Below are 22,254 nucleotides of genomic sequence, written 5' to 3'. Positions count from 1 at the left end.
CAAGCATCAATGGAAAGAAAGCACGGTGGCCGGCTTCAAGGACAAGACCGTTCTGGTGTCCCGCAGTGGCTCCGGCATGGGCCGTGGCACGCATCGTGATTGCCGAAATCAAGCCTAGCAGGCCATTGCCGCCGGCGAGTCCATGCAAAGTGCCGGAATCGAGGCTCTGGTTACCCAGGGCGATTGAGCCACGAGTTCCATGGGCACGCTCGTGCCACCTGGCCTGCGTGGGGATGCCCATCCAAGCAAAAAGCACCTCGTGCACCAGGCTGAAAAAAGGCGCAACGTCCCGGCCTCTGACAGGGAAGGCGCGCCACTGGACTCTCTGTCAGGCTGCTTTCCAGAAAATATAGTCGGCCTGATACTGCACGATCTGCTTGCTGCCTAGATTCGCGGTTCCGCAGGCCATGCTCGGCGCGACGCCCCCCTTGGTTGCCACACGCTGGATATAGGTCACCCCCTGCATGGCTCCCATGCCGGTGGCAGGATTAGCCTTGACCAGTTGCAAAGGGATATTGCCCGCTCCGGCAGGAGCCACGGCAAGCTGCGTGGCAGTGACCTTGGAGCCGTCGTTATTCTCCCAAGTCGCTGGCGGCCCCCAGTATTTGCCGATGACCATACCGCTTCGCGTTTGCAGCTTGGCATCGGGGCCTACAAACACCCATTCGTGCTCGGTTGCCATGTCCTTTTTGGCTCGGCACTCATAGGTGATCTGGCCGATACCCACGGTCTCCATGACCACTTTGTGTCCCGCGGGCACTTGCACGGAAGCCGGAAGTTCGGCTTGCGAATACATGGAGTGCGAGCCCATGGATGAGCAAGCGCTCAGGCCAAGCGCGGATAGGCACAGAGCGGTCAGCGAAAGTGTGTGTCGGTGCGTCATGATAATTCCCTCAAACAAGGTGAGAAATGCACTGGGCGGACTTGCCCGGTACTCGGGGCTGCGGCTTGTCAGCCGCCAAACGTCAAGGCGTTGCCAGGCAGCGGACGACCAAGAGCCGAGTTCAGTGCTGTGTAATGCATGGTTTCATCAGCCGCCAGACGTCCCGCGACCTTGGCCAGATCGCGGCTCTCAAAGGCGGGAATGACGCCCAGGTAGGCGTTGGCCGCCCCAAGCTCCAGTCTTGCGGCGAGAGCCAGTACATCAGCCTGGCTTTTCAGGGTTGCAGCCTTCAGCGATTCGGCATAGGTCTGCATCGAGGCCTCGGCTACCGGTTTGCCCCCCAGTTTCTGAATGCTTGCAATCAAGGCATCACGGTGAGCCTTGTGATGGCTTTGGAACAGCAGGGCGACATCCAGCACGGGCTTTTGCAGCAGACCGCTACCGGCTCCCAGCTGGTATGCATTGATAGCTTCATGCTCCAGCCCCAGGGCCACATTGAGGATGGATACATCCTTGGCTGGGTCATTGCCCATGCCTTGAGCCAGGGCTTCGCGGCCTGCCAGCATGGCGACGGCCACCGCTGACAAAGTGCCGGTAGTACCCAGAAATCCGCGTCGCGATGCCATGAGTGAGGGATGGCCTTCAAACAGATTGATCTTCATGATGACTCCTAGTTGGCTGTGGAGTTGTGTCGAGCAATTTCGATGTCCGACTCTTGGAATACGCAGCCTGTGGATCGGTGGATTCAAGTTTTTGAAAATATTTCTGAGCCAATTCATGCGTTGCCCACATCCGGCAGCCGAGATGCTGCGTATAGGTAAACAGGCAAGGTCGGCAATACGCCTTGGCAGTTATCCAACAGCGCCGCATTAAAGAGGCGCTTCTGTTCACAATGGCTGCATGAGCGCCAAAACATCGGACAACGAATTGATGGATTTACTCGACCGCGTCGCAACCCGGGATGAGCGTGCTCTCAAGCTGCTGTACGACCTGACCGCCTCGCGGCTGTATGGGCTGGCTCTGCGCATCGTCGCCAACAAAGAGTGGGCCGAGGATGTGTTGCAAGAGAGCTTTCTGGGCATCTGGCGCAGTGCGGAGACCTACCGAGACTCGCTCAGCCCGCCTCTGGCCTGGATGGGCATGCTGGTGCGCAGCCGGGCTTTGGACTTTTTGCGCCGGCGCAGGGCCGAGCGCCTGCATCTCAATGTCCCGATCGAGAGCGTGGAAGAGCTGTTGCAGGACAAGGATGCGCATGCGCCCATGCAGCTGATTGAGGCTAGCGAACAGGCCGCGGCATTGCATCAGTGCCTGCAGCAACTGGCGCAGCCCCAGCGCCAAGTGGTGAGCTTGGCCTACCTGAGGGATTTAAGTCATAGCGAGCTGGCCAGCTGCCTGAAGCTGCCGCTGGGCACCGTCAAGACATGGATGCGCCGCAGCCTGGAGCAGCTGCGCAAATGCATGGCCCGCCATGTCTGAGCGTCAGGAGTCCACATCATGAATCTGACTCGAAACCCCGAATTGCTCGACCGCCTGGCTGCCTCCTATTCATTGGGAACCTTGCACGGGGGGGCACGCCGACGCTTTGAGCAACTGGCACGTGAATATCCGCAGGTACGGGCGGCAGCATTGCTGTGGCAAGGTCGCTGGTCGGCCTTCTCCGAGGTTCAGACTCCAATACAGCCCGATGCAGTGGTCTGGACACGCATAGTCAATTTGCTGCAAGCCGAAAATGCCGGCATCAGACTGGCTCGCCAACGCGAGGCTGCTGTATCGAAGCCGCCAGTGCCATCACTCGCTTGGTGGCGTGGGCTGGCCCTGGCAGGCGGATTGGCCACTGTGGCGGCTGTCTCGGTCGGGCTTTGGACTCATCAGGGGCTCGAAGACGCCTCACAGCAACAACTGTCTGCACTGCAAGCTCAGCTCCAGATGACACAGGCTGCATTGCAGGCTGCGCCCCAGATTCAGTATGTGGCGGTGCTGGCCGACGGCAAGGCCGATGCATCCATGCTGGTGACGTTCGATCCTCGACATAGGCAATTGGTGTTGCAGCGTGTGAGCGGCTTTAAAGAAGCGGACAACCAGTCTTTGCAACTGTGGGCCTTGCCCCAGCAAGGCGCTCCGCGTTCTTTGGGCGTCATGGGTGATGGAAAGCTTGAGCAGCTCACTGCTCAGGAGAGCGATGTGAACGCAATCCCGGCCCTCGCCATCAGCCTGGAGCCGAAAGGCGGCGTCCCCAACTCAACGGGGCCGACTGGCCCGGTTCTTTTCAAGGGCGCACTCATTCGCCGAGATCTCTGATTCGCGTCTCCATTGACACTGCAGCGAACTGTGCCCGATTTATCCAGAACCATGGAGGTTCAACAGCTGCCATAAGTGGCAAGTCCTGTCGCTGCTTTCCGCTGCAAAAACGGTGTATCAGCGGGCTCTCCCGAGTGAGCGCTTTTAATTGCTTGGCAAATGCGCAGCCATCATTCAGGCCTCCCGGAGGCGCAACGCAAATTGCGACATCGCTGTATGACCATGGTCAGGTCATGCTGACGTGGCCGCCTGGATGGATGTGCGGCTACACCCCTGATCGCCTGAATCACCAGCAAGAATGCCGGTGATGATTGGCACCTGCTACGGCTAGTACAGATGCCGGCCCTCGAACTTCGGACTCCAGCCCTCCAGCGCATGAACGAGCTGGCTATCTTTCAGGACAGCACGGCTCGTCTTCCGGCCGCGTCGTGACAGCCCAGCCCTGCCAGGGCGGCCCGTCCAGGGTGGCCCGGACTGGGTGGTCCGCGCGTTGTGATTGCAGGAACAAAATGAGCTTGATGCTGTGTCAGCAGCGGACGCAGCACCTGCAGCTCAATCTACAAAAATCGAGCATGGTGGGGCGTCGGGAGCGACAAGACGTCGAGATGGCTATTGCCGCTGCCTTGCTTGCTATTTGCCCATGGCGCCCTTCGACATTCCTTCCTTATCCATGGCGTCCTTGCTCATCTTGTCCTTGCCCATGTGGTCCCTGGAGGATTCTCCATGCTTCAGGGCAGTTGCAGCACAGCCAAGACCAAAGGCTTCCAGCCTGTTTCTCGAGGGTTCACAGTCCCTCTCCTTGAACGACAAGGCTGTCGGCTTCACCGCTGAGCAAAGCTGCAGCTCCCATGCCTGCGAAGACTGACTGGCCGGCCAGCAACTGGACTCGCTTAGACGACGGCATCAGAAACGCCTGGTTGGGCGAGCGTTTCAGGCTTGAGCGGGTAAAGGCGGATTGTTCAGCTTGCCATCTGCTTAGCGATCAATGATTACCCGACAACCGTGGTGCAAACCTGTATCGCTTTTGGGGCGATGCAGCTCTTCCATAAGCCGCTTGACCCGGCTGCGCACTGGTTTTCCTCGACAGCTGCGAGCCGCAGAGATCGGCCCCAGAGGCATGTCTATTGGGTGACGCGGCCTGATCTACGCATGGCCTGCATCATTGACATCAATAGAGATTGAAAACCGCGTAGTTACAGCTCTGCATGGAATAAACCGCTTCGTTGAACTGTTTACAGCAAGTCAACCAAAAGGAGACTCCATGACCCGCTTCGTTTTCCTTGCCGCCCTGAACTCGGTGCTGCTGGCGGCCTGTGCCATGACATCCGGGACCCAGGCACAGATGCCAGCCTCCGCCATCAATGGCGTGCTCGCTGGCCCCAATCAGATGACGCTCTATGTCTTCGACAAGGATGCCGCAGGTTCCGGAAAAAGCGTGTGCAACGGAGTCTGCGCCGCGAACTGGCCTCCGTTGATGGTGGCCGCAGGCAGCGCTGCTAGTGGCGACTGGAGCGTCGTGATCCGCGACAGCGGCGACAAACAATGGGCTTACAAAGGCCGTCCGCTCTACTACTGGTCCAAAGATGCCAAGCCAGGAGACAAGACGGGAGATGGCTTTCTCAACAACGCCTGGCACACAGCCTGACCCTAAGAGTCCAAGGTCCGAGCATTGAAAGGAAGAAACAATGAACCGCAGAAAAATAAAGCTCGCAGCAGCTTGCATCATGGCGCTGCCCCCGGTGTTCCTCCAGGCTGCAGAACCTGAAGTGACGGCACCCGAGGTGGTCCAGGCTCTGGAGGGCACCTTTGGCGTACACCAGGGACAGCGCCGCAATCACATCAAAGGAAGCTGCGCGATCGGCGAATTCGTCGGCACCTCTGAGGCGGCCGGCTACTCGCGCTCCATCTTGTTCACAGGCAAAGTCGTTCCGGTAATCGCCCGCTTCTCTCTGGCAGGCGGCAATCCCAAGGCCCCTGATGCCGCCAGGAGCGCACGTGGCATGGCGCTGCAATTCAAGCTACCGCAGGGGCAGTTGCAGCAGATGTCCATGTTGAACACCCCCATGTTCGGTGCATCCAGCCCCAGGACTTTCCTGGATCTGACTTTGGCCCAGCGCCCGGATCCCGCCACCGGCAAGCCAGATCCGGAATCGCTCAGCGCATTCAAGGCGTCCCATCCCGACAATCATGCCCAGGCGCAATATTTGGCCAGCCACAACCCGCCGGATAGCTACACCCACAGCGCATTCTTTGGAATTCACACCTTCAAGTTCATCAACGCACAAGACAAGGTGACGCCGGTGCGCTGGCGCTTCGTGCCGCAGGAGGGTGAGAAGTCTCTGAGCAACGAAGCATTGAAGACGGCAGATGCCGACTTCCTGGAGAAAGCCTTGATCGACAGCACGGCGCAAAAGCCGGCTCGCTGGGACATGCTGGTGACTATAGGGCAGCCAGGCGATCCACAGGACGACCCTACGCAGCCCTGGCCCGCACAGCGGCCCGAGTTCAAGGCCGGTACATTGACGATCACCAGTGCTTCGCCTCAAAAAGCATCCATGTGCGAGTCGATCAACTTTGACCCGATGGTCATGGCCGACGGCATTGCGCCGACCAATGATCCCGTGCTCCGCTTTCGCTCCCAGGCCTATGCTGTGTCATTTGGCAAGCGCTTGAGCGGTCAATGAATTCCAGGATCACCTCGGACGGATCAAGACATCCGGGCATCCGAGACTGCGGCCGGCAGACCTTGCAGTTCGCGACCGAACCAGCCTGTGTGCTCTGCGCTGAGTACATCCGGCAGAGTGCATAGGGAGAATGCTCGTCCCCTGGCCTCCCTGGCTTTTCAGCATGCGACGACCGAGAACATATGGGTCTTTATAGAATCGGGCATGGATATCGACAAGATCAAGGGCCGTCTGGCCTTTCTGCAAGAAGCGGAAAAGCTCAAGAGCGTGCTCCGAAGCGCGCACACATCGACAGGCAGGACGGAGAGCACCGCCGAACATACTTGGCGTCTGTGTCTGATGGCAATGACATTCGAGGACGAACTGGCCGGCATGGACATGCTCAAGCTGCTGAAAATGTGCCTTGTGCATGATTTGGGCGAAGCGATTCACGGAGACATTCCTGCCATCGAGAAAGACCAGCATCCTGACAAAAGCGAGCAGGAAAAGGCCGATCTGCTGCATCTCACACGCTCGCTCGATAAGTCGCACCAAGCCGGGATCCTTGCGCTTTGGCAGGAGTATGAGGATGCCGCATCGCCCGAAGCCAAAGCCGTGAAGGCACTGGACAAGCTGGAGACCATTCTTCAGCACAACCAGGGAGCCAACCCGGCCGACTTCGACTACGGGTTCAATCTGACCTACGGTCAGAAGCACACCAGCGCCGAACCTCTGTTTTCATTGATGCGCAAAATCCTCGACGAAGGCACACGCCAGAGAATGGCCGAAGCCTCCCGCAATCCTGGCCAGTCGCTCTAGGCCGCCGTCAAGCGACTGCCGGCAAGGCATTTCTTGTCTGAGAGTATGTATTGCAAAGCAACCCTTGCTCGTCGAAATCGAGCTGCTGCATCGTGCCCGGATGAGCAGCAGCGTACGGGAGTCGACGATCACAGAAGTTGGAATGGTTTGGCTGCTCCCCAAAACCTGACTCTTCGATTTTTCATGCGACGTCGGTCGAGCACAGCCGCGGCTTTGGGTCAGAAGCTTGCGGCCGCAAACCTCAGCCTCTGGACAGATATGCAGCGGCACCATCGAATCGAAACGTCAGCAGCACTCCTACCTGGCAAACGCATGATCTTTGGGGGCTTCGAGCCGTCCGTCGAAGTGAAGACCTGAGGCCAGCCTTCGGGCCCCGCTGCCCGTGACTCGCTCAAGCATGCCGGTCATCTCCTTGCTCAAACTTGGCCAGACAAGAGCAGCGCTCGCAGCTTGCCTGCAGAAAGCATGCCGCCTGCGTCTGGTGAAGATGTCGCATAACTTAGCGGGGAACCTGTGATTCGGAGATTGCATTGCTGGCCGCCGAATCAAGGCAGACCTGGCTTTTCGCAGGAGTCTCAGCACTCGGCTCACCGGAATGCCAGAAGGCTCTCACAGTATCGAGCATGGCGGGCTTTCGCTGCGGCGGCGCTGCCGTGATGCTGCCGAGGCTGATGAATCCGGCCAGATACTCGGTGGACTCTATCCCCAGTTCAGCACAAAGCAAAACGTCGAAGCAGCGCTCTCCGCTGAGCATGATGGCACCAAAGCCGAGTTGATGCGCGGCATTCAGCAGGTTGCCCAGCGCTGAGCCGGCTGCCAGCCATTGTTCACGCTCCGGCACCCGCATGCGCAGCTTGGGCGATATGATGAAAGCGAGCAAAGTCGGGCTGCGTGTAGCGTGCTCACGCGCACGCCTGAGGTCCTCTGTGGAGGCTAGAGGGTCGCGGCGCAATTTCTCCTGTTCGAATAAATCTGCCAGCCGCGCTCGAGAATCCGCGGGAAACACCAGCACACGCCAAGGATGTAGACCACCATGATCTGGTGCGCTCAACGCCGCCTCGATCATCAGGTCGATCTCCTGGCTGTCCGCTCCCGGTGCCTCAAGTCGCTTCGGTGAGACGGAGCGTCGATCCAGAAGAGGGGCAATCGCCTTTCTGCTGTTCGAAACCGCAAATACATGCTTGAGGGTGGAAATGGCCTCCGACAAGCCTTGGGCCCAGACAACGACCTTCTCGCCTTCAGTCGTGAACCCCCGAAAGACTGTCCCGGTTTTCACCAGGGAGCAGCCGTACTCGCGTTCGGCTTCTGCCACAGCTTTCTTCAGCTGCGCTTGAGAGATTTGACATGCAATTGCTGCTGCCGCCCAGTCCTGCTCCCGATGGAGGACCAACAGGTAGGAAATGTGATCTTGCTTCACTAAAGCCCTCTACTAAACATGATCGTCGCGAAGTACGAACAAGGCATTGATTATTCGAACCAGCTTATGAACGGTGATATGGGCGAGCCGTGTTCGTCATGTCTTTGCCCATAGAGCGCACACCTTCTTGAATCGATGTCTGTCCTTGCAAAGCCACGCCTGCTTGCGCAAATCTTTGAGGGGAGGATGTGGCGTTCAGTCTGCAGCCCCTGAATATCGAACCAAGGGACGCAGCATGGGTTTGAGCGGATCAGGCGTGTTGTCCAACTCGGACAGCGCATCCGCCTGTTCATACAAAGCAGCAGTCACGCCTGGTGAGTACGCCTGGTGCAGGTTGGCCACTTCAAGGCGGGTATACAGAGCAGACGCGATGGCCTTGCGGTGCTCTGGCCGCTCGAGATGGAGCCCCCAGATTGACTCCTCCAACAGTATTTCCAGCACTTGCAGCCGCTCTTCAACGCTGAGCTTTTCGCTTCCCATACAGGTCTCAATTCAAATAGGCATAAGAGTTCGGGAGGCAGTGGCAGGTGGAAGCAGGAGGAGCCGCTGCGCGCCAACTAGACGAAGTCTGCATGCCAGTCTTCGTTGTATTCAAGTATATATTACGAAGAAATGAGCCACCCACTGAATACGGTGGGTGAGAATTAGGCAGCACTGCTTGCTCATGGTTTGCGAGAAGCAGGCCAGCGTTTCTGACGGAATTGATGCGATGCCTTCACCGCCCTGCCCTCGTGGTGACGGGGAGGCGATGAGCGTTAAGCGATGAAACTCGTACTTGAGCCGCAGCACGAAGCTCAATGCCATGAGAGATTCTTTGCACTACGCCACTGCGGGCAAGTGCCTGTGCCGTCAGCCTGCCTAGCTGCTATGGACCAAGGCGACCAGCTTGTCCAGATCGGCTTGACATGCCCTAAGAGCATGTTGCTCGATACGCCTATACAGAGCAATCACCAGATGCCCCGTTTCAGTGAGCTCCGTACCACCTCCATGAGAGCCGCCCGTCGATGTAATCACCGCCGGCTTATTCAGCGCATGATTGATGCCATCGACCAGCAACCAGGCCCGACGGTAGGACATGCCCAGGGATTTGGCTGCCGCAGCAATGGATTTGGTTTCGTTAATGGTCTCCAGGAGTTCGATTTTCCCTGGGCCGATGGCAATGATGTCACCGGCCATAACACGCATGCGCAGCTTCACTTGCGGTGAAGCGAGATTGGAGCGTGAAGGTGTATTGGACATGTGGTTTGAAAGCACAAGATGTGAAGTTACTGAAGGCTCAGCGTAACCACGTCACCCTGGGCGGAACTATTTCGGCACAGCACGGATTATGACGATGGCTGAAGCCTCAAGTCCGAAGCATCAGCGTAGTCAACAGGCTCGGTTCATATGGTCGGAGTGCCAAAACCGCGGAATATCGAGGCTGAATGCGCGGCAATAGGCCTTCAGCTCTTTTGCGTGAGCCCTGACCGCGGACTTTGCCGTGAATCATTTGCTCGCTCGTGACTGCGCAGCCCCCGGAGCCGTGGCTCAGCTGAGCGCTGTGAAATGATGGCCGACAGGCCGCGACGTGACCATGAGCAGCTCCAATCGCGGCAAAGCCGTCTCCTGGCACAGGACTGCATTGTGTCGATATGCGACAGCCGCAAAACCAGCCCTTGTTGCCAATCGACTCTGCGATCTGCTGATTCCAGCGCTTCACTCCATATCGGAGCCTGTGACGCCGCATACTGGAGCAAATTGCAGGCTCTGCAACCTCGAGCTTGGCAAACGTGCCTCCCTGGCGCCTTTTGGCTCCAGGTTGTCGAGAACCGGCAGCTACCATGAGCTGCGCACACAGACATTAGCTTTAGCATTGGCATGGCTTGTAAACCCAATCTGCCTGCAATAGGCTTTGATACCTCCTGTCAACATCTGTGAAGTGCGCATGGCGGATCATCACAGCCCAATTCAGGAGGCTCGTCCCTGATGACGCGTGCGATGTCAGCGGCGGTGTGTATGGGTCGCGCGCAAGGAGACTCTGATGTCTCATTTCTCGTTCGCTCGTTCGGCCAGCCTCGTCGCGCTGGCAGTGATTCCTATGGCATCCTGGGCCATCCACGGCACCGAAGGTGTCGAGTGGGGAGCACCGCCTCCGGTTCTCGCCAAAGGAGCCAAGTTCGCGGTACTCCTAGGTGATCCCAATCAACCCGGCCCCTATGTGGTGCGTCTGTCCGTGCCCGCCGGCTATCGCGTCTTGCCGCATTGGCACAGTCAAGCCGAGAACGTGACCGTCATTTCGGGCACGGTCATGATCGGGATGGGCGACAAGTGGGACTCGAAGGCACTCAAAGTCCAAAAAGCCGGCAGCTTCGGTTCGATTCCGGCCAAGGCCAATCACTTCGCCATGTTCAAGGTTCCAACAGTGATCCAGATCCACGGGGAAGGCCCATTCGACCTGAACTACGTCGATCCGGCGGATGATCCGCAGAAGGCGCACAAGTAAACCCAAGTTGCACTCCCAGCGTGCTCTCGGCAGGGCCGCTGCGTGCCCCCTCGCGCAGACCAAGCGCATCAAGAACAGGTTGGCAGATGGCATCGTTCCCGGTCAGCATCGTAGATACAGGGCATTTGACATTCTCATGATGTCAGGGTTGAGACTTGACTCACAACCTTGAAAGGAGCATGCAATGACTGCTTTTCGTGTGACCGACATGACATGCGGTGGCTGCGCGGGGCGCATCAAACGATCCATTGTGGCCATGGATGACAAGGCCTGTATCGAGTTTGAGCTTAAGGAGCGAACCGTGCTTATCTCGGGAACCGCATCTGACGCCGAGTTTGCAGAAGCCATCCAGGATGCTGGGTATACGCCTGAGCTGATTGAACCGACCTCCGCCCAGGCAGGCGATGCAGGCCCAAATACTGCTCGATGCAAATGCCGGGCAGTTCATCCCGGTGTTTCATGCTGCGGTGGCGATGATGCGCCCTCATGAGCTTCGACGACGGCTCGAGTGATGGGCAGAGCGGATTGAGCCAAGGATCTCGCCAGAGCGACCGGTTCACTCCCTGAAGCGCTGGTGCATCCATCGTTCTCCTCATAACTCCCGACTCTTCATACTGCGATTGCAACCCCGCTGATCTTCGATGGATGAAATGAAAGCGGCCTAAAAGGCCAGGCTTTCATTTCGGAGCGTCGGCCATGGCCAGCTTGAGCGTGCCTTGCTGTGGGGTGCTATCGCCACCACCACCGCCGCCACATGCTGCCAGGCCGGCAGCAATCAAACCCAAACCCGTCCAGCACAAGGCCTTGGCAGATCGGAATCCATGCAAGTTGCTCATACCTTACCTTTTTGAAAATAAAGACAGCGCAATGCTAGGAGTACCCTTGGATACAGTGTTACGACTCGTAGACCCCGCATTCGAGCCAATCTCTGAGCAGATCCAATCATGCTCTACCTTCGGTAACAATGCCATTGAAACCTGCCTCCATATGCCACAGTCATCGCCGAAAATAGGACATGGCCGAGGTGATCCAGGTATGGGGTCCATGAAGGCTCGGATACCAAGCCTGCATTGCCGCCATCGAGCAATCATTGATAGAGAAGTACAGACAAAAGCCATGCTGCGCAGCAAATTCGGAACACTGCTGGTGATCAGTGCGGCACTTTCTTGTGCGGCAGGATTTGCTCTGGATGCCCAGGGCAGCATCGCAAACCTTGAGCTTTGGATAGCTTTGGCAGTCCTGCTGCTCCTCAGCGGTGCAGTCCTGATCGTCCTGGGACAGAACGACTAGCCCTTTGAGGCCGAACGACGCTGTTGCCGGCATTAATCGCGACCGCCAGTTCCAGGCCCTGGGCAAAAGAAATAGTGACGTCACCGAGATCCTCCCGATCATTCTCAGGGCCTCGCTGCAGCTCACGGTGACATGCGTCAGATCGAAAGGATTTCTATGAAAAAAGTGCTAGCGCTGGTCGCCACAGCTTTGCTGCTCAGCGGCTGTGTCGTGTATCCGAACGGCTACTACGACGACGGATACAGAAAACCCCACCCTCATGGGTGCCCACCTGGGCAGGCCAAGAAAGGCAACTGCTAGCACTGAACCTCGCTGTGCTCAGCCCATAAGCACTTGCAGGCATGAATCCATCTGATTGACTGTCATTGGCCCACCATGGAGCCACCGTCGACACAGGCTGACTGCCGGCACAGACCGGGACCAGGCGGTCACCAACTAAGGCAAATTTTCTAGACGACGCAGAGCCACCAGTTGCCATATCGACAGAATGAATGTTGCCAGCATCAACGCAATCGACATGGGCTGAATGAACGACTCGCTGCCTTGGAAGAAGAAAAACGCGTGAATGCCTACGGTTAAAAGGCCGAGACAGGCCAAGAGCTTGTAGTAAGGCAAGCCGGTTTTCAGGTTGGCGACAACCCGGCTGTGCGAGTACATGACCAATCCAATGATTGGAATATTGAGGAGCAGGTTGATTTGATTGCCGCCAGGAATGAGGAACAGCTCCCATTCATGCCAGTAGGCTGCGTCAATTTGATGCGTGATCAGGATGGTGGCATTTGCCAGAAAAAGAAGGCGAAGGCGGTCTTGCATGGGCATTGACAGTGCTTCTGTCTATTTTGCGGACATAAAGACTACCCTGGCCGGACTCTTCAACCAATTCAATCGGGGATAGCCTCTCACGACCAAGAGCGATCGGTCATGAGCATTTGCGGACCGCTCGGGCTGAACTTGAGCAAGTGACTTTGACGCCTTGACGCAGGCTGCTCCCCATGCAGTCAACGTGCCCCAAACCAGCCGTTGCCCGCAAACCCGTCAGATCCGGCCACGGGAAGACTGCACAGGCCAAGCATTCACTGCCGCAACCAATCCGCAAGAATTCGATTGCCGATGCCTGCTTGGTATCCACTTTCACCGGTCAAGCATCGCCGGTTGGCTGAATGCGTCAGCTCGTCGCGAATGCAGACAGTCTGTTGTCTCGGCCAACTCCATGTAGATATGGACTCAACGCACGATCAAAACCGGCATCCGTGCCAAGCGCAAGACTTTGCAAGTCACAGACCCGAGCAGTACGGCTTCTGTTGCCGTTAGCCCGTGGGAGCCGATGCAAATACCGAAGCAGCCAAGAGATTCAGCCAAACCCACGATAGCGATTGCATCATCACCCATGACGACATGAAGATGCCAGGGGATAAGGGTAGCTGATTCTGCGAGCGCTCGGCGCGCCCGGGCCGTGGCTGCCCAGCCGTATCGACCCAACTCGGTTTCCGCAGCCTCTTTGCTCAACCAGGGCTGCACATTCACGAGGTCAAGCATGCTGCCTTGCCCCATTGCCACCAAACGGGCACCAACGGCAACAGCACGCGAAGAGCATGCAGAGCCGTCCACTGCCACCAGCCAACGTTCGCCACCGGTATTTGCACAACTGCACTTGCCTTTCCACGTCAATGAAATCAGCCTGCCAAGGCTATCGCGCCGCTCGAGATCAGGCGCAGGCATGAGTGCAGGCATCGCTGCATCGCTCATAGAACACTCCTTGAAGATTTTCGGCCTGAGAGCTTCACGCTAAGCAGCACGGAAATCAGGACAATCGAGCCAACAATGAGTAGCGACCAATGCACGGGCATATGAAACCAGGGCATCATCAGCATCTTGCCTCCGATATAGATCAATACCAGAGCAAGGCCGTACTTGAGCAGATGGAAGCGTTCGGCCATGTCGGCCAGCAGGAAGTACAGCGCCCTCAAACCCAGTATCGCGAAGATATTGGATGTAAAAACGATAAATGGGTCGGTGGTGACAGCGAAGATGGCCGGAATACTATCCACGGCAAAGACCAGGTCACTCGCCTCAATCATCAGAAGCACCAAGAACATCGGTGTTGCATGAAGCAATCCATCGATGCGTACGAAAAACGACTGGCCGTGAAAGCCTGGCGCTATACGCATGTGGCAGCGCAACCAGCGTAGCAGTGGATTCTTTTCCAGATCGGGCTTTTGCTCAGCCATGATCAACATCTTGCCGCCCGTGACCACGAGCAGCAGCCCAAAAACGTAGAGCACCCACTCAAACTCGGAAACGAGCCAGATTCCGCCAAGAATCATTGCTGCCCGCATCACGATCGCTCCAAGAACCCCATACAGCAGCACGCGTCGCTGCAACTCTGGCGGGACAGCGAAGTAGGTAAAGATCATCACGAAGACGAACATGTTGTCTACCGACAATGCCTGCTCGATGAGGTAGCCGGTAAAGAATTCAAGTGCCTTGCGATTGGCAATTTCACGACCTGCGGTAGCGTCCAAATACCACCATAACAACGCGCCGAATGTGGTGGCAAGAGCCACCCAGGTGGCAGTCCAGCTTGCAGCTTCCTTGGCCGACACGCGGTGAGCCTTGTTTCCTCCGAGGACAAATAGATCCAGGCCCAGCATGATGAGCACAAAGACAATGAAGCCGATCCACATCGGGCCGGTTGCCAAAGTTTCGATGTTGTGCATGAAATGGCCCCAAGCGTTTGCTTCTTTGCCTTGAGATACTGCTTGCACCATGGGCCGCTGACATGCCCCGGCCAACTGCAGAGACAAGGCGAAACAACGGCGTAGCGAGGGCAGTGCGAGCGGCTCTCAACGTCGCTGTCGAGCTCTTAACTGGAAGCCATCCATAGAGCCACAATGCCCGCTCCGGCACCGACTCCCGCTGGAATACCAATGCGCTCCAGTTTCGAGGCAGGCTCGCCCGGGATCACCTCTACAGGCACGCTGGTTCGCTCAAGCACCTGATTCGTCACTGAATTCTCGATAAGACGCACCAAGGAGCTCTTGCGCGCCGTGCTCATGACAATCAGGTCGCAATGAAGCCTGCGCGCGACACCCACAATGCAGTCAACCTTGTTGCCGACTTCCGAGTGGACAGCATAGGGAATCCCGGCGGCATCCAGCATTTGTCGAGTGCTCAAGAGCGCCGACTCCGTCTGCTCGTGATGAAACTCCATCCGGTCACTCCTGCTTGAGTAATCGGTGATGAGTTTCGAGAATGGCGGCTGCACGTTCAGGAGATGAATCTCCAGATCTTCGCTCTTCCTGAACTCGTCGATCACGTGACGTATTGCAAACAACGAATTGGCTGATCCGTCTGACGGGACAAGAACTCTCAGCATGGTGCTTCTCCTTTGAGGTGAGCTGCTTGGTGCAGTGACTCACCTGAGTGGATCCTCGTTCAAAGACTGCTTGCGCCTTCTGATTCGAAGGTTTTCTGCCGAGCACTTCTCCTGGCCCTGGACGACACCAACAATAGCCATCCAGCAATTTAATAAAAGCAGATAATTCAGAAGCAATAGCTCCGAAAAGCCGAACAATGAGCCCTGGCTTTAGTTACAGGCACCTTTACTATTTTTGGGTTGTCGCCAAAGAAGGAGGCATGGCCCGTGCTGCCGAGCGCCTGGGCATGGCTGTACAAACTGTTAGCACCCAAGTTCGTGAGCTGGAGCGGTCACTGGGCTATGCACTGCTCAAACCTGCAGGGCGAGGCGTTGTCCTGACAGACGCAGGACTTGCCGCCATGCGGCAGGCAGAGCAAATCTTCCAGCTAGGGGAACAGCTGCCTGCAGTAGTGCGTGACGCAGTGGGCATGCCGACCATGCGTTTGATCGTCGGCATCGCCGACGAGTTGCCCGAACTGGCGGTGCGAAGCCTGATGCAACCTGTGATGCAGGAACCCCATCTTCGACTTTTGTGCTTGGTTGACGAATTCGAGGATTTGCTGGGTGACCTGGCTTTGCATCGACTTGATGTCGTTCTAGCCGACCGTGCCGCTCCTCCAAATCCCAACCTCAAGGTCTATAGCCACTCTCTGGGCTCATCCCCATTGGCCTGGTATGCACCTGCATCCTTGTTTGCGGCAGCTCGGCAAGACTTTCCGCAGTCTCTGGCCAAAGTTCCCGTACTTCTGCCAACGGCCCATGCGGCAGTGCGCGCAAGGCTTGATCAGTGGTTTGAACGAGAGTCCATCAAACCGCATGTCATAGGCGAGTTCGAGGACAGTGCATTGCTCAAGACGTTTGGAGCAGCTGGCATGGGTGTCTTTCCAATGGCCAGCCTGGTTCACGAAGACTTGACGACCCGATATGAGGTGAAGCGTTTGGGCGATTGCGAGGGTGTGGAGGAACACTTCTTCGCGATTGGTGCAAGCAGGAAGGTACTACATCCGCTGGTGCAAAAGCTATTTTCGACCAGAGGCTAGATTGCCTCGAGAAGCAAGCGCTCAGTACTGTCGGCGAATCGAGGTGTGATGAAGCTCGCCCCTGCGATCACAAACCGTCTATGGCCGAAATCCCCAAGAGCCATCAAAGCAGACTGTTGTGAAATGTGAAGAAAGCGCTGTGCTGACTTATTCAAGCACAATCTTTACAAGCTCGATATCACCAGTGCAGGTGCTTAGACAATATGAAATCAACTCATTGGTTTGCTATTGATCGCAGTCACTTCTCCAGCATTTCCTATGCAATGCTCTTCGTGGCTGGAGCAATTGCGCTCTCGATGGCGGCGATCTGCGCGACAGCTCTTTATCAAAGTCGAGTGGACACGATGAAGCACGCGGTGGAAACATCGCGTAATGTGGCTCTTCTCGCCGAAAATGATGTGGTTCGAAATCTCGAACTCTATGCGCTGTCATTGCAGGCCGTGATTGATGGATTGAACGATCCCGAAGTCATGGCGGCATCGCCGCACCTGCGCGAAGTTGCCTTGTTCGACAAAGCGGCGACTGCATCCTATTTGGGATCAATTCTGGTCTTGGATACCGAGGGAAACATTGCCCTCGATGCACGAAAAGTCAAGCCAGGCAATGTCAACTTCTCCGGCCATGACTTCTTCGCCGTGCATCGAGAAAATTCAGTCAAGGGGCTCTATGTGGGAGACCCATACGCATCACCGCTGCATGGCGGCGCCCTGAGCATTCCCCTGAGCCGTCGGCTTTCTCATGCAGACGGCTCTTTCGCAGGCGTAGTGCTGATCGATGTCCAGCTTGAATATTTCAGAAAACTATTTTCCGGACTGTCGCTGGGTGAGAATGGATCGCTTGCATTGATACGAAAAGATGGCGCGATGATGATGCGCCAACCCTTCGATGCCAAGGTCATAGGGCGCAATATACGCAACGCAAGCACATTCAAGCGGTTCATTGCGGAGCCTGAGGGCAGCTTTTCAGATATTTCCTACCTTGATGGCACTCATCGCCTGTACTATTTCAAGAATCTTCCGAGCTTGCCGTTCATTATCATGGTCGCGAGAGCGCACTCCGATATTTTCACGGCTTGGCGACAACGTGCACTGATCATTGCCTGTCTGATGGGGGTGCTCACAGCAGCCTTCATCGGCTTGTCCATTGCTTTCGTGACACAGCTCAAGCGACGAATACGCGCCGAGTCGGAGCTGGCCTTGCTAGCTCGTACCGATGGGCTGACGGGCTTGAACAACCGCCGCAGACTCGACGAAATGCTGGATCAGGAATGGCACCGGGCAAGACGAAACCATAGTATTTTTTCATTGCTATTTGTCGACATTGACAGGTTCAAGGTCTACAACGACACATACGGACACCAAGCTGGGGATGACGTCATCGCAACCATAGCCAAATGCATTGGTGACAGTATTCGCAGGCCAGGAGATATCGCAGCTCGTTATGGAGGAGAGGAGTTCATCGTTGTTTTGCCGGATACATCTCTAGAGGGCGCGTCATGCATTGCGGAAAACATCCGCGCCGCCGTCTCGCAACTCTCTATCGAGCACTCAGGAAGCGAATTCGGCTACATCACAGTCAGCATCGGTTGCGCGGCATGGGAGCCAGAACACGATGCAGATGTAGCCTCGGTGATCCGTTCGGCCGATGAGGCGCTGTACAAGGCCAAGACGACAGGTCGCAACAAAGTTGTTGTATTCACCAAATGTCCGACACAGCGAATAGCAGAATTTCGGGACACCACGGAAAGCCATAGCCAGTCCCTGATCTGAATCCGTCGTGGAAGCGGCCCCAGTGCTGGTGCACGATGAACACAAGAAAGAATGACGAAAGATTGCAATGCCGCTCAACAATGTCTGCGTTGCCCTGCCAGCAGCAAAGGCTGCAACGGATCTTGCCGACGGCCAGAAGCTGTCTGTCACAAACTTCAGCTTCTGCACTGGCGAGCTGCATTACGATCGACGCGAAAACTGCCGCTACATTCCCAGCGAGCCACTCGACCGATATCAAGTTGAGGAGCAGGATGCATGTGCATTGGCTGCTCGGGCTCCCGGTCGCCACAGACAATGTTGAAAGGCCATGCTCAGCCTGGATTGCTGGAGCGTGACCTGCGAGCTCAAGGGGCTCAGGCTGAGAGCACTACAGCCACTGGCCCTGCGGGCATTGTGAATGCGGCGCTAGCTCCGCATCTAACGGTCAATTCAGCAGGAGTGAAGAGATGTCATATATCGATGGTTTCGTGATCGCCGTCCCCACCGCCAACAAGCAGAAGTTCATCGAGCACGCGCGCAAGCTCGACCCGATATTCATCGAGCTGGGCGCAATCAGGGTGATCGAGGCTTGGGGAGATGACGTCCCCGATGGCAAGGTCACCGACTTCCGCCGCTCGGTTCAGGCCACTGCCGAGGAGACGGTTGCTTTTTCATGGGTCGAATGGCCGGACAAGGCCACGCGCGACGCAGCCATGAAGAAGATGATGGAAGACCCGCGCATGGACCCATCCGCCCCTGACAACCCGCCCATGCCCTTCGACGGCAAGCGCATGATCTTTGGGGGTTTCGAACAAGTCGTCGAAGTGAAGCCCTGAAGTCTGATGTTCAGCTCATTGAGCTGTCAGGTTCAAGCCCAGGCGACATCCCCCTCTCACCAGTTGCTTGATGCAATGCAGCCTGGTCTCCACCTAGCTGCGCCGGTGATCCCTGCGGCATTCTCCTCATTGCGATGCACAAAGACATCGCCCTTGCGCATCCGGGCATTCTCTCTAGGGGGAGTGATGGGTGTGGCAGGGCGACATGCAGGGGGCTGTGCGTCATGAACTCCACGAGCCGTGACGATCAACCGCAACTCATCGCCGTGGGTTGCGCCTGCAATTGCGGCAGTACCGCCACCCCGGGAATTTGAGTCCGGTGGGCTCAGCAAGCAGAAGCAGCCCGCCCTCACTGGATTGATGCGCCACTTGCCGATACCGGCTATCGCCACCTCCGGCACAAAGCCGGCAGCTGAGCGCTGCCTTGTACTGCGCCCAGTTGGTGCTCGATAGCGGGGCTGGACTGCTGCGGCGACACTGATTGATTCAACAATGCCGCCGCAAGCATCTGCCAGATGCGCCCTTCAATGACGGAAGCACCTGGGCACACATGGGCATCCATATGTGGCCGGGTGCATGCCAATCGTGCTTATTTGGGAGAGAACAGGAAGTTCATCACATCGCCGTCCCTGACGATGTACTCCTTGCCTTCGGCGCGCATCTTGCCGGCATCCTTGGCACCTTGTTCGCCCTTGAAAGCGACGAAGTCTTCAAAGGCAATGGTCTGGGCACGAATAAAACCGCGCTCGAAGTCACCGTGAATCACGCCCGCAGCCTGGGGAGCCGTAGCGCCGACACGCACAGTCCAGGCACGCACTTCCTTTTCACCTGCGGTGAAATAGGTCTGCAGGCCCAGCAGCTTGAAGCCAGCACGGATCAGGCGATTCAGGCCAGGCTCTTCCAGACCCAGCTCCTGCAGGAACATATCGCGGTCTTCGTCTTCCATCTCGGCCATCTCGGCCTCGATCTTGGCGCAGATGGCGACCACGGGTGCGCCCTGAGCTTCTGCATATTCCTTGAGACGATCCAGAAAAGGATTGTTTTCAAAGCCGTCTTCGGACACGTTGCCCACAAACATGGCGGGCTTGGCAGTGATCAGGCAGAAAGGCTTGAGCAGGGGCGCATCTTCCTTGGACACCGACACCACACGGGCGGGCTTGCCTTCATTCAGGGCAGCCTGAATGGGAGTCAGCAGTGCCACCAGCTTGGCGGCTTCCTTGTCGTTACCGGACTTGGCGGCCTTGCTGTAGCGATTCAACGCCTTTTCCACCGTGGCCAGGTCGGCCAGGCACAGCTCGGTCTGGATGACTTCGATGTCGGAAATCGGGTCCACCTTGCCCGCCACGTGAATCACGTTGGGATCTTCAAAGCAGCGCACCACGTTGACGATGGCATCGGTTTCACGGATATGGGCCAGGAACTGGTTGCCCAGTCCTTCGCCCTTGGAAGCACCAGCCACCAGGCCGGCGATGTCCACGAATTCCACGATAGCGGGAACGATGCGCTCGGGCTTGACGACCTCGGAGAGCTGATCCAGACGCGGATCGGGCACTTCCACCACGCCGGTGTTGGGCTCAATCGTGCAGAAGGGATAGTTCTCGGCCGCGATGCCGGCCTTGGTCAGGGCGTTGAAAAGAGTGGACTTGCCCACGTTGGGCAGGCCCACGATGCCGCATTTGAGGCTCATGGAAATTCCTTATGTATCAATGCACTATCGAGCACCACACCCATGTGGCGGAAGTGCCCGATCCGCATCGTCGCGAATCCGGTTCTTTTGAAGCGTGACCCATAGGCACTCTGTTCACCCAGAGTTTCGTCCCGGTTTGGCCACGGAAAGCCCCCGATTGTAATGACCCGGCAATCTCTGCTCATCTGCGGTAGATTGCGCCACTGTTCCGGCCAGAAGGCAAAAAAGCCTGCGCAAAGACAGGCCTGGGAGAAAAAGTCCGGGAAATGTCGGATCAATCAGCGGTCAACGCCGGCGAACTCTGTCGCATGGGGCCAAACAGTTGCTCCAGCCCGGCCGTCTCCTCCAGCCGTCGGAACTGGGATTGCGGACTGCACAGATATTTGGTCATGCAGGGAGTCCGACAGCTGCGCATCAAGGCGGGCACCTTCTGGGCAAACTCCAGCACCCAGTCTCCGGCCTCACAGCCAATATGGCCATGACCGTCCGGCAGACAGAAATCTCTGTCGGGGGCACGAAAAGACAGGCGAGCGATCTTTCCGGCAAAAGCACTGCTGCCGGTGAGAACCACGAAATCGCCAGATTTGAATTCAGCCATGTCGCCCTCCCCCTCATTGCTGCTGCCAATGGCCTTATTGGACACTGGTTCTGCTGCATCACTATTACAGGGATGCCCCAAGTCTTTGAGGGTCAAAGGCCTACAACCTCAATCAAAGCGCAGATTGCCCGCCAGTTGCTGGCCCACAGCCAGCTCTGCTGCAGCACCCGCAACGTCCGGCAGACCCAGCACCATGGCATTCATACCAAAAGTAATAGCACCATCCACGCGCGGATTTTGGCGATAGCTGGAAATTGAATATCCCACTGCCGTGCCGGGTACGGCGGTGTCGGGATCTATATCGGGAATCGGGCAGCGCGTACAGGGCTTGCAGGGCAGCAGGCTCAGACCGGGCAACTGGGGCAGATCCAGCTGTTCCACACGATCTTCATCATGGGCTTCGATATCGGCAATCACGATATTCGGACGAAAGCGTCGCGCATCGACAGCAGCCTCGCCGGCCTGCGTCAGTCGCTGATTGAGCTCGTCCACGGCCGACTGGCTGAGCAGCAGCAAAGGGTAGCCGTCGGCAAAATGCACCGGAGCGTCGCCATCGCCCACCCAGCGTTCGCTGGCCCGGCGCGGTTGCGAATTATCAAAGCGCACCAGATGGCAGTCCTGCGCCAGAGCCCGGCTCAGCCAGCTGCGTGCAGGCGCGGCCCATTCGCCGAGGTCCCAGGCATCGACCGTATCCTTCCAAACCCGCGCACGGCATTTGCTGCCCTGTACCAGCAAAGGAATCTGCAAGCTGTCCATACCCGGAAAATGCAGCAGCAAGTATTCGTCCGTAATCTCGGGCCTGATCAGCGCCATGCGCGGATGACTGCGCTGGGTCAAGAAATCGCCATTGGCATCGACCACCATCCAGTGCCTGTCCCATTGCAGGCCATGGCGCGAGAGCGCGGCCTTCGGCACGGCAATACCGGCGCAGGATTTGACGGGGTAGATCCACAGTTCGGCAATCCGGCCCTGCACGTCATAGGCGGTGTCGGTCATCACATCTCCTTCGATTACGGATTCATCTCTCATTTTGCCCTCTAGTCCCTGCTTGACCTGCACAGCCCGCTATCAACAA

25 protein-coding genes are annotated in these 22,254 nt (G+C 57.2%); 11 read left to right on the top strand and 14 right to left on the bottom strand.

What is annotated here, in order from left to right:
* Positions 1–328: 328 nt before the first annotated feature.
* Both AAIL67_RS15500 and AAIL67_RS15495 read right to left on the bottom strand, forming a co-directional pair.
* Positions 329–883: a DUF3455 domain-containing protein gene (locus AAIL67_RS15500; RefSeq protein WP_063664798.1), complete on the bottom strand. Its 555-nt coding sequence runs from the start codon at positions 881–883 to the stop codon at positions 329–331.
* Between the two features lie 68 nt (positions 884–951).
* Positions 952–1,545, bottom strand: coding sequence for a ferritin-like domain-containing protein (locus AAIL67_RS15495; RefSeq protein ID WP_034353973.1), 594 nt, complete (start codon positions 1,543–1,545; stop codon positions 952–954).
* 238 nt (positions 1,546–1,783) lie between these two features.
* Between AAIL67_RS15495 and AAIL67_RS15490 the strand changes: the two genes are divergently transcribed.
* The 5 genes from AAIL67_RS15490 (at position 1,784) to AAIL67_RS15470 (ending at position 6,663) form a co-directional block, all read left to right on the top strand.
* Positions 1,784–2,359, top strand: a complete 576-nt coding sequence (locus AAIL67_RS15490) for a sigma-70 family RNA polymerase sigma factor (protein WP_034384920.1) — start codon at positions 1,784–1,786, stop codon at positions 2,357–2,359.
* 18 nt (positions 2,360–2,377) lie between these two features.
* The gene (locus AAIL67_RS15485; protein ID WP_063664801.1) at positions 2,378–3,181 is read left to right on the top strand and encodes an anti-sigma factor; all 804 of its coding nucleotides are present in this window, start codon (positions 2,378–2,380) and stop codon (positions 3,179–3,181) included.
* Positions 3,182–4,442: 1,261 nt separating this feature from the next.
* A complete protein-coding gene (locus AAIL67_RS15480; protein WP_343484336.1) occupies positions 4,443–4,826 on the top strand; it encodes a hypothetical protein in 384 nt (127 codons plus the stop codon).
* Between the two features lie 79 nt (positions 4,827–4,905).
* On the top strand, positions 4,906–5,865 hold the full coding sequence (locus AAIL67_RS15475) for a catalase family peroxidase (RefSeq protein WP_343484335.1): 960 nt from the start codon (positions 4,906–4,908) through the stop codon (positions 5,863–5,865).
* Between the two features lie 204 nt (positions 5,866–6,069).
* Positions 6,070–6,663 (top strand): HD domain-containing protein, encoded by a 594-nt coding sequence (locus AAIL67_RS15470; protein WP_063664805.1) that lies wholly within the window; start codon positions 6,070–6,072, stop codon positions 6,661–6,663.
* Between the two features lie 499 nt (positions 6,664–7,162).
* Here the strand turns inward: AAIL67_RS15470 and AAIL67_RS15465 are convergent, their stop codons facing one another.
* The 4 genes from AAIL67_RS15465 to AAIL67_RS15450 form a co-directional block, all read right to left on the bottom strand.
* Positions 7,163–8,080, bottom strand: a complete 918-nt coding sequence (locus tag AAIL67_RS15465; RefSeq protein WP_343484334.1) for a nitroreductase — start codon at positions 8,078–8,080, stop codon at positions 7,163–7,165.
* A gap of 195 nt (positions 8,081–8,275) precedes the next feature.
* Entirely contained in the window at positions 8,276–8,560 is a 285-nt protein-coding gene (locus AAIL67_RS15460) for a hypothetical protein (RefSeq protein ID WP_003071094.1), read from the bottom strand.
* 111 nt (positions 8,561–8,671) lie between these two features.
* A complete protein-coding gene (locus AAIL67_RS15455) occupies positions 8,672–8,884 on the bottom strand; it encodes a hypothetical protein (protein WP_343484333.1) in 213 nt (70 codons plus the stop codon).
* A gap of 54 nt (positions 8,885–8,938) precedes the next feature.
* Complete coding sequence (locus AAIL67_RS15450; RefSeq protein WP_003071090.1) at positions 8,939–9,256, bottom strand: LysR family transcriptional regulator; 318 nt, start codon at positions 9,254–9,256, stop codon at positions 8,939–8,941.
* A gap of 844 nt (positions 9,257–10,100) precedes the next feature.
* Between AAIL67_RS15450 and AAIL67_RS15445 the strand changes: the two genes are divergently transcribed.
* Together AAIL67_RS15445 and AAIL67_RS15440 are read left to right on the top strand one after the other, a co-directional pair.
* Positions 10,101–10,562 carry a cupin domain-containing protein gene (locus AAIL67_RS15445; RefSeq protein WP_034378205.1) on the top strand — a complete coding sequence of 154 codons (462 nt, stop codon included), beginning with the start codon at positions 10,101–10,103 and terminating at the stop codon, positions 10,560–10,562.
* A gap of 184 nt (positions 10,563–10,746) precedes the next feature.
* A complete protein-coding gene (locus tag AAIL67_RS15440) occupies positions 10,747–11,052 on the top strand; it encodes a heavy-metal-associated domain-containing protein (protein ID WP_343484332.1) in 306 nt (101 codons plus the stop codon).
* A 187-nt stretch (positions 11,053–11,239) separates the two neighbouring features.
* On the opposite strand, the gene AAIL67_RS15435 is transcribed toward AAIL67_RS15440, so the two are convergent.
* Positions 11,240–11,398, bottom strand: coding sequence for a hypothetical protein (locus AAIL67_RS15435; protein ID WP_343484331.1), 159 nt, complete (start codon positions 11,396–11,398; stop codon positions 11,240–11,242).
* Between the two features lie 208 nt (positions 11,399–11,606).
* Here AAIL67_RS15435 and AAIL67_RS15430 point away from each other — a divergent pair, with 208 nt between their 5' ends.
* A complete protein-coding gene (locus AAIL67_RS15430) occupies positions 11,607–11,852 on the top strand; it encodes a hypothetical protein (protein WP_156507135.1) in 246 nt (81 codons plus the stop codon).
* 435 nt (positions 11,853–12,287) lie between these two features.
* Here AAIL67_RS15430 and AAIL67_RS15425 read toward each other — a convergent pair whose 3' ends face one another.
* The 4 genes from AAIL67_RS15425 to AAIL67_RS15410 all read right to left on the bottom strand — a co-directional run bounded on the left by AAIL67_RS15425 (position 12,288) and on the right by AAIL67_RS15410 (position 15,228).
* A complete protein-coding gene (locus AAIL67_RS15425) occupies positions 12,288–12,671 on the bottom strand; it encodes a DUF6713 family protein (protein ID WP_034357754.1) in 384 nt (127 codons plus the stop codon).
* Positions 12,672–13,076: 405 nt separating this feature from the next.
* Positions 13,077–13,598, bottom strand: coding sequence for a universal stress protein (locus AAIL67_RS15420; protein WP_063664813.1), 522 nt, complete (start codon positions 13,596–13,598; stop codon positions 13,077–13,079).
* Entirely contained in the window at positions 13,595–14,569 is a 975-nt protein-coding gene (locus AAIL67_RS15415; RefSeq protein WP_034357758.1) for a TerC family protein, read from the bottom strand. Before AAIL67_RS15415 ends, AAIL67_RS15420 begins: the two co-directional genes overlap by 4 nt.
* 146 nt (positions 14,570–14,715) lie before the next feature.
* A complete protein-coding gene (locus tag AAIL67_RS15410; RefSeq protein ID WP_224648868.1) occupies positions 14,716–15,228 on the bottom strand; it encodes a universal stress protein in 513 nt (170 codons plus the stop codon).
* Positions 15,229–15,425: 197 nt separating this feature from the next.
* Between AAIL67_RS15410 and AAIL67_RS15405 the strand changes: the two genes are divergently transcribed.
* The 3 genes from AAIL67_RS15405 (at position 15,426) to AAIL67_RS15395 (ending at position 18,894) form a co-directional block, all read left to right on the top strand.
* Positions 15,426–16,310, top strand: coding sequence for a LysR family transcriptional regulator (locus tag AAIL67_RS15405; protein ID WP_034357761.1), 885 nt, complete (start codon positions 15,426–15,428; stop codon positions 16,308–16,310).
* A gap of 203 nt (positions 16,311–16,513) precedes the next feature.
* Positions 16,514–18,079 (top strand): sensor domain-containing diguanylate cyclase, encoded by a 1,566-nt coding sequence (locus AAIL67_RS15400; RefSeq protein WP_343484330.1) that lies wholly within the window; start codon positions 16,514–16,516, stop codon positions 18,077–18,079.
* A 446-nt stretch (positions 18,080–18,525) separates the two neighbouring features.
* A complete protein-coding gene (locus tag AAIL67_RS15395) occupies positions 18,526–18,894 on the top strand; it encodes a DUF1428 domain-containing protein (protein ID WP_224648869.1) in 369 nt (122 codons plus the stop codon).
* A 589-nt stretch (positions 18,895–19,483) separates the two neighbouring features.
* Here the strand turns inward: AAIL67_RS15395 and ychF are convergent.
* From ychF to AAIL67_RS15380, 3 genes are all read right to left on the bottom strand, one after another.
* Entirely contained in the window at positions 19,484–20,581 is a 1,098-nt protein-coding gene (gene ychF, locus AAIL67_RS15390; RefSeq protein WP_003071057.1) for a redox-regulated ATPase YchF, read from the bottom strand.
* 274 nt (positions 20,582–20,855) lie between these two features.
* Positions 20,856–21,275 (bottom strand): hypothetical protein, encoded by a 420-nt coding sequence (locus AAIL67_RS15385; protein ID WP_241781199.1) that lies wholly within the window; start codon positions 21,273–21,275, stop codon positions 20,856–20,858.
* Between the two features lie 12 nt (positions 21,276–21,287).
* The gene (locus tag AAIL67_RS15380) at positions 21,288–22,175 is read right to left on the bottom strand and encodes an MOSC N-terminal beta barrel domain-containing protein (RefSeq protein WP_343484329.1); all 888 of its coding nucleotides are present in this window, start codon (positions 22,173–22,175) and stop codon (positions 21,288–21,290) included.
* Between the last annotated feature and the right edge of the window lie 79 nt (positions 22,176–22,254).

The sequence above is a fragment of the Comamonas sp. A7-5 genome, assembly GCF_039581385.1.
Taxonomy (GTDB): Bacteria; Pseudomonadota; Gammaproteobacteria; order Burkholderiales; family Burkholderiaceae_C; genus Comamonas; species Comamonas thiooxydans.
The sequence above is the reverse complement of the archived record's forward strand: the minus strand, read 5'-3'. Positions and strand labels throughout refer to the sequence as shown.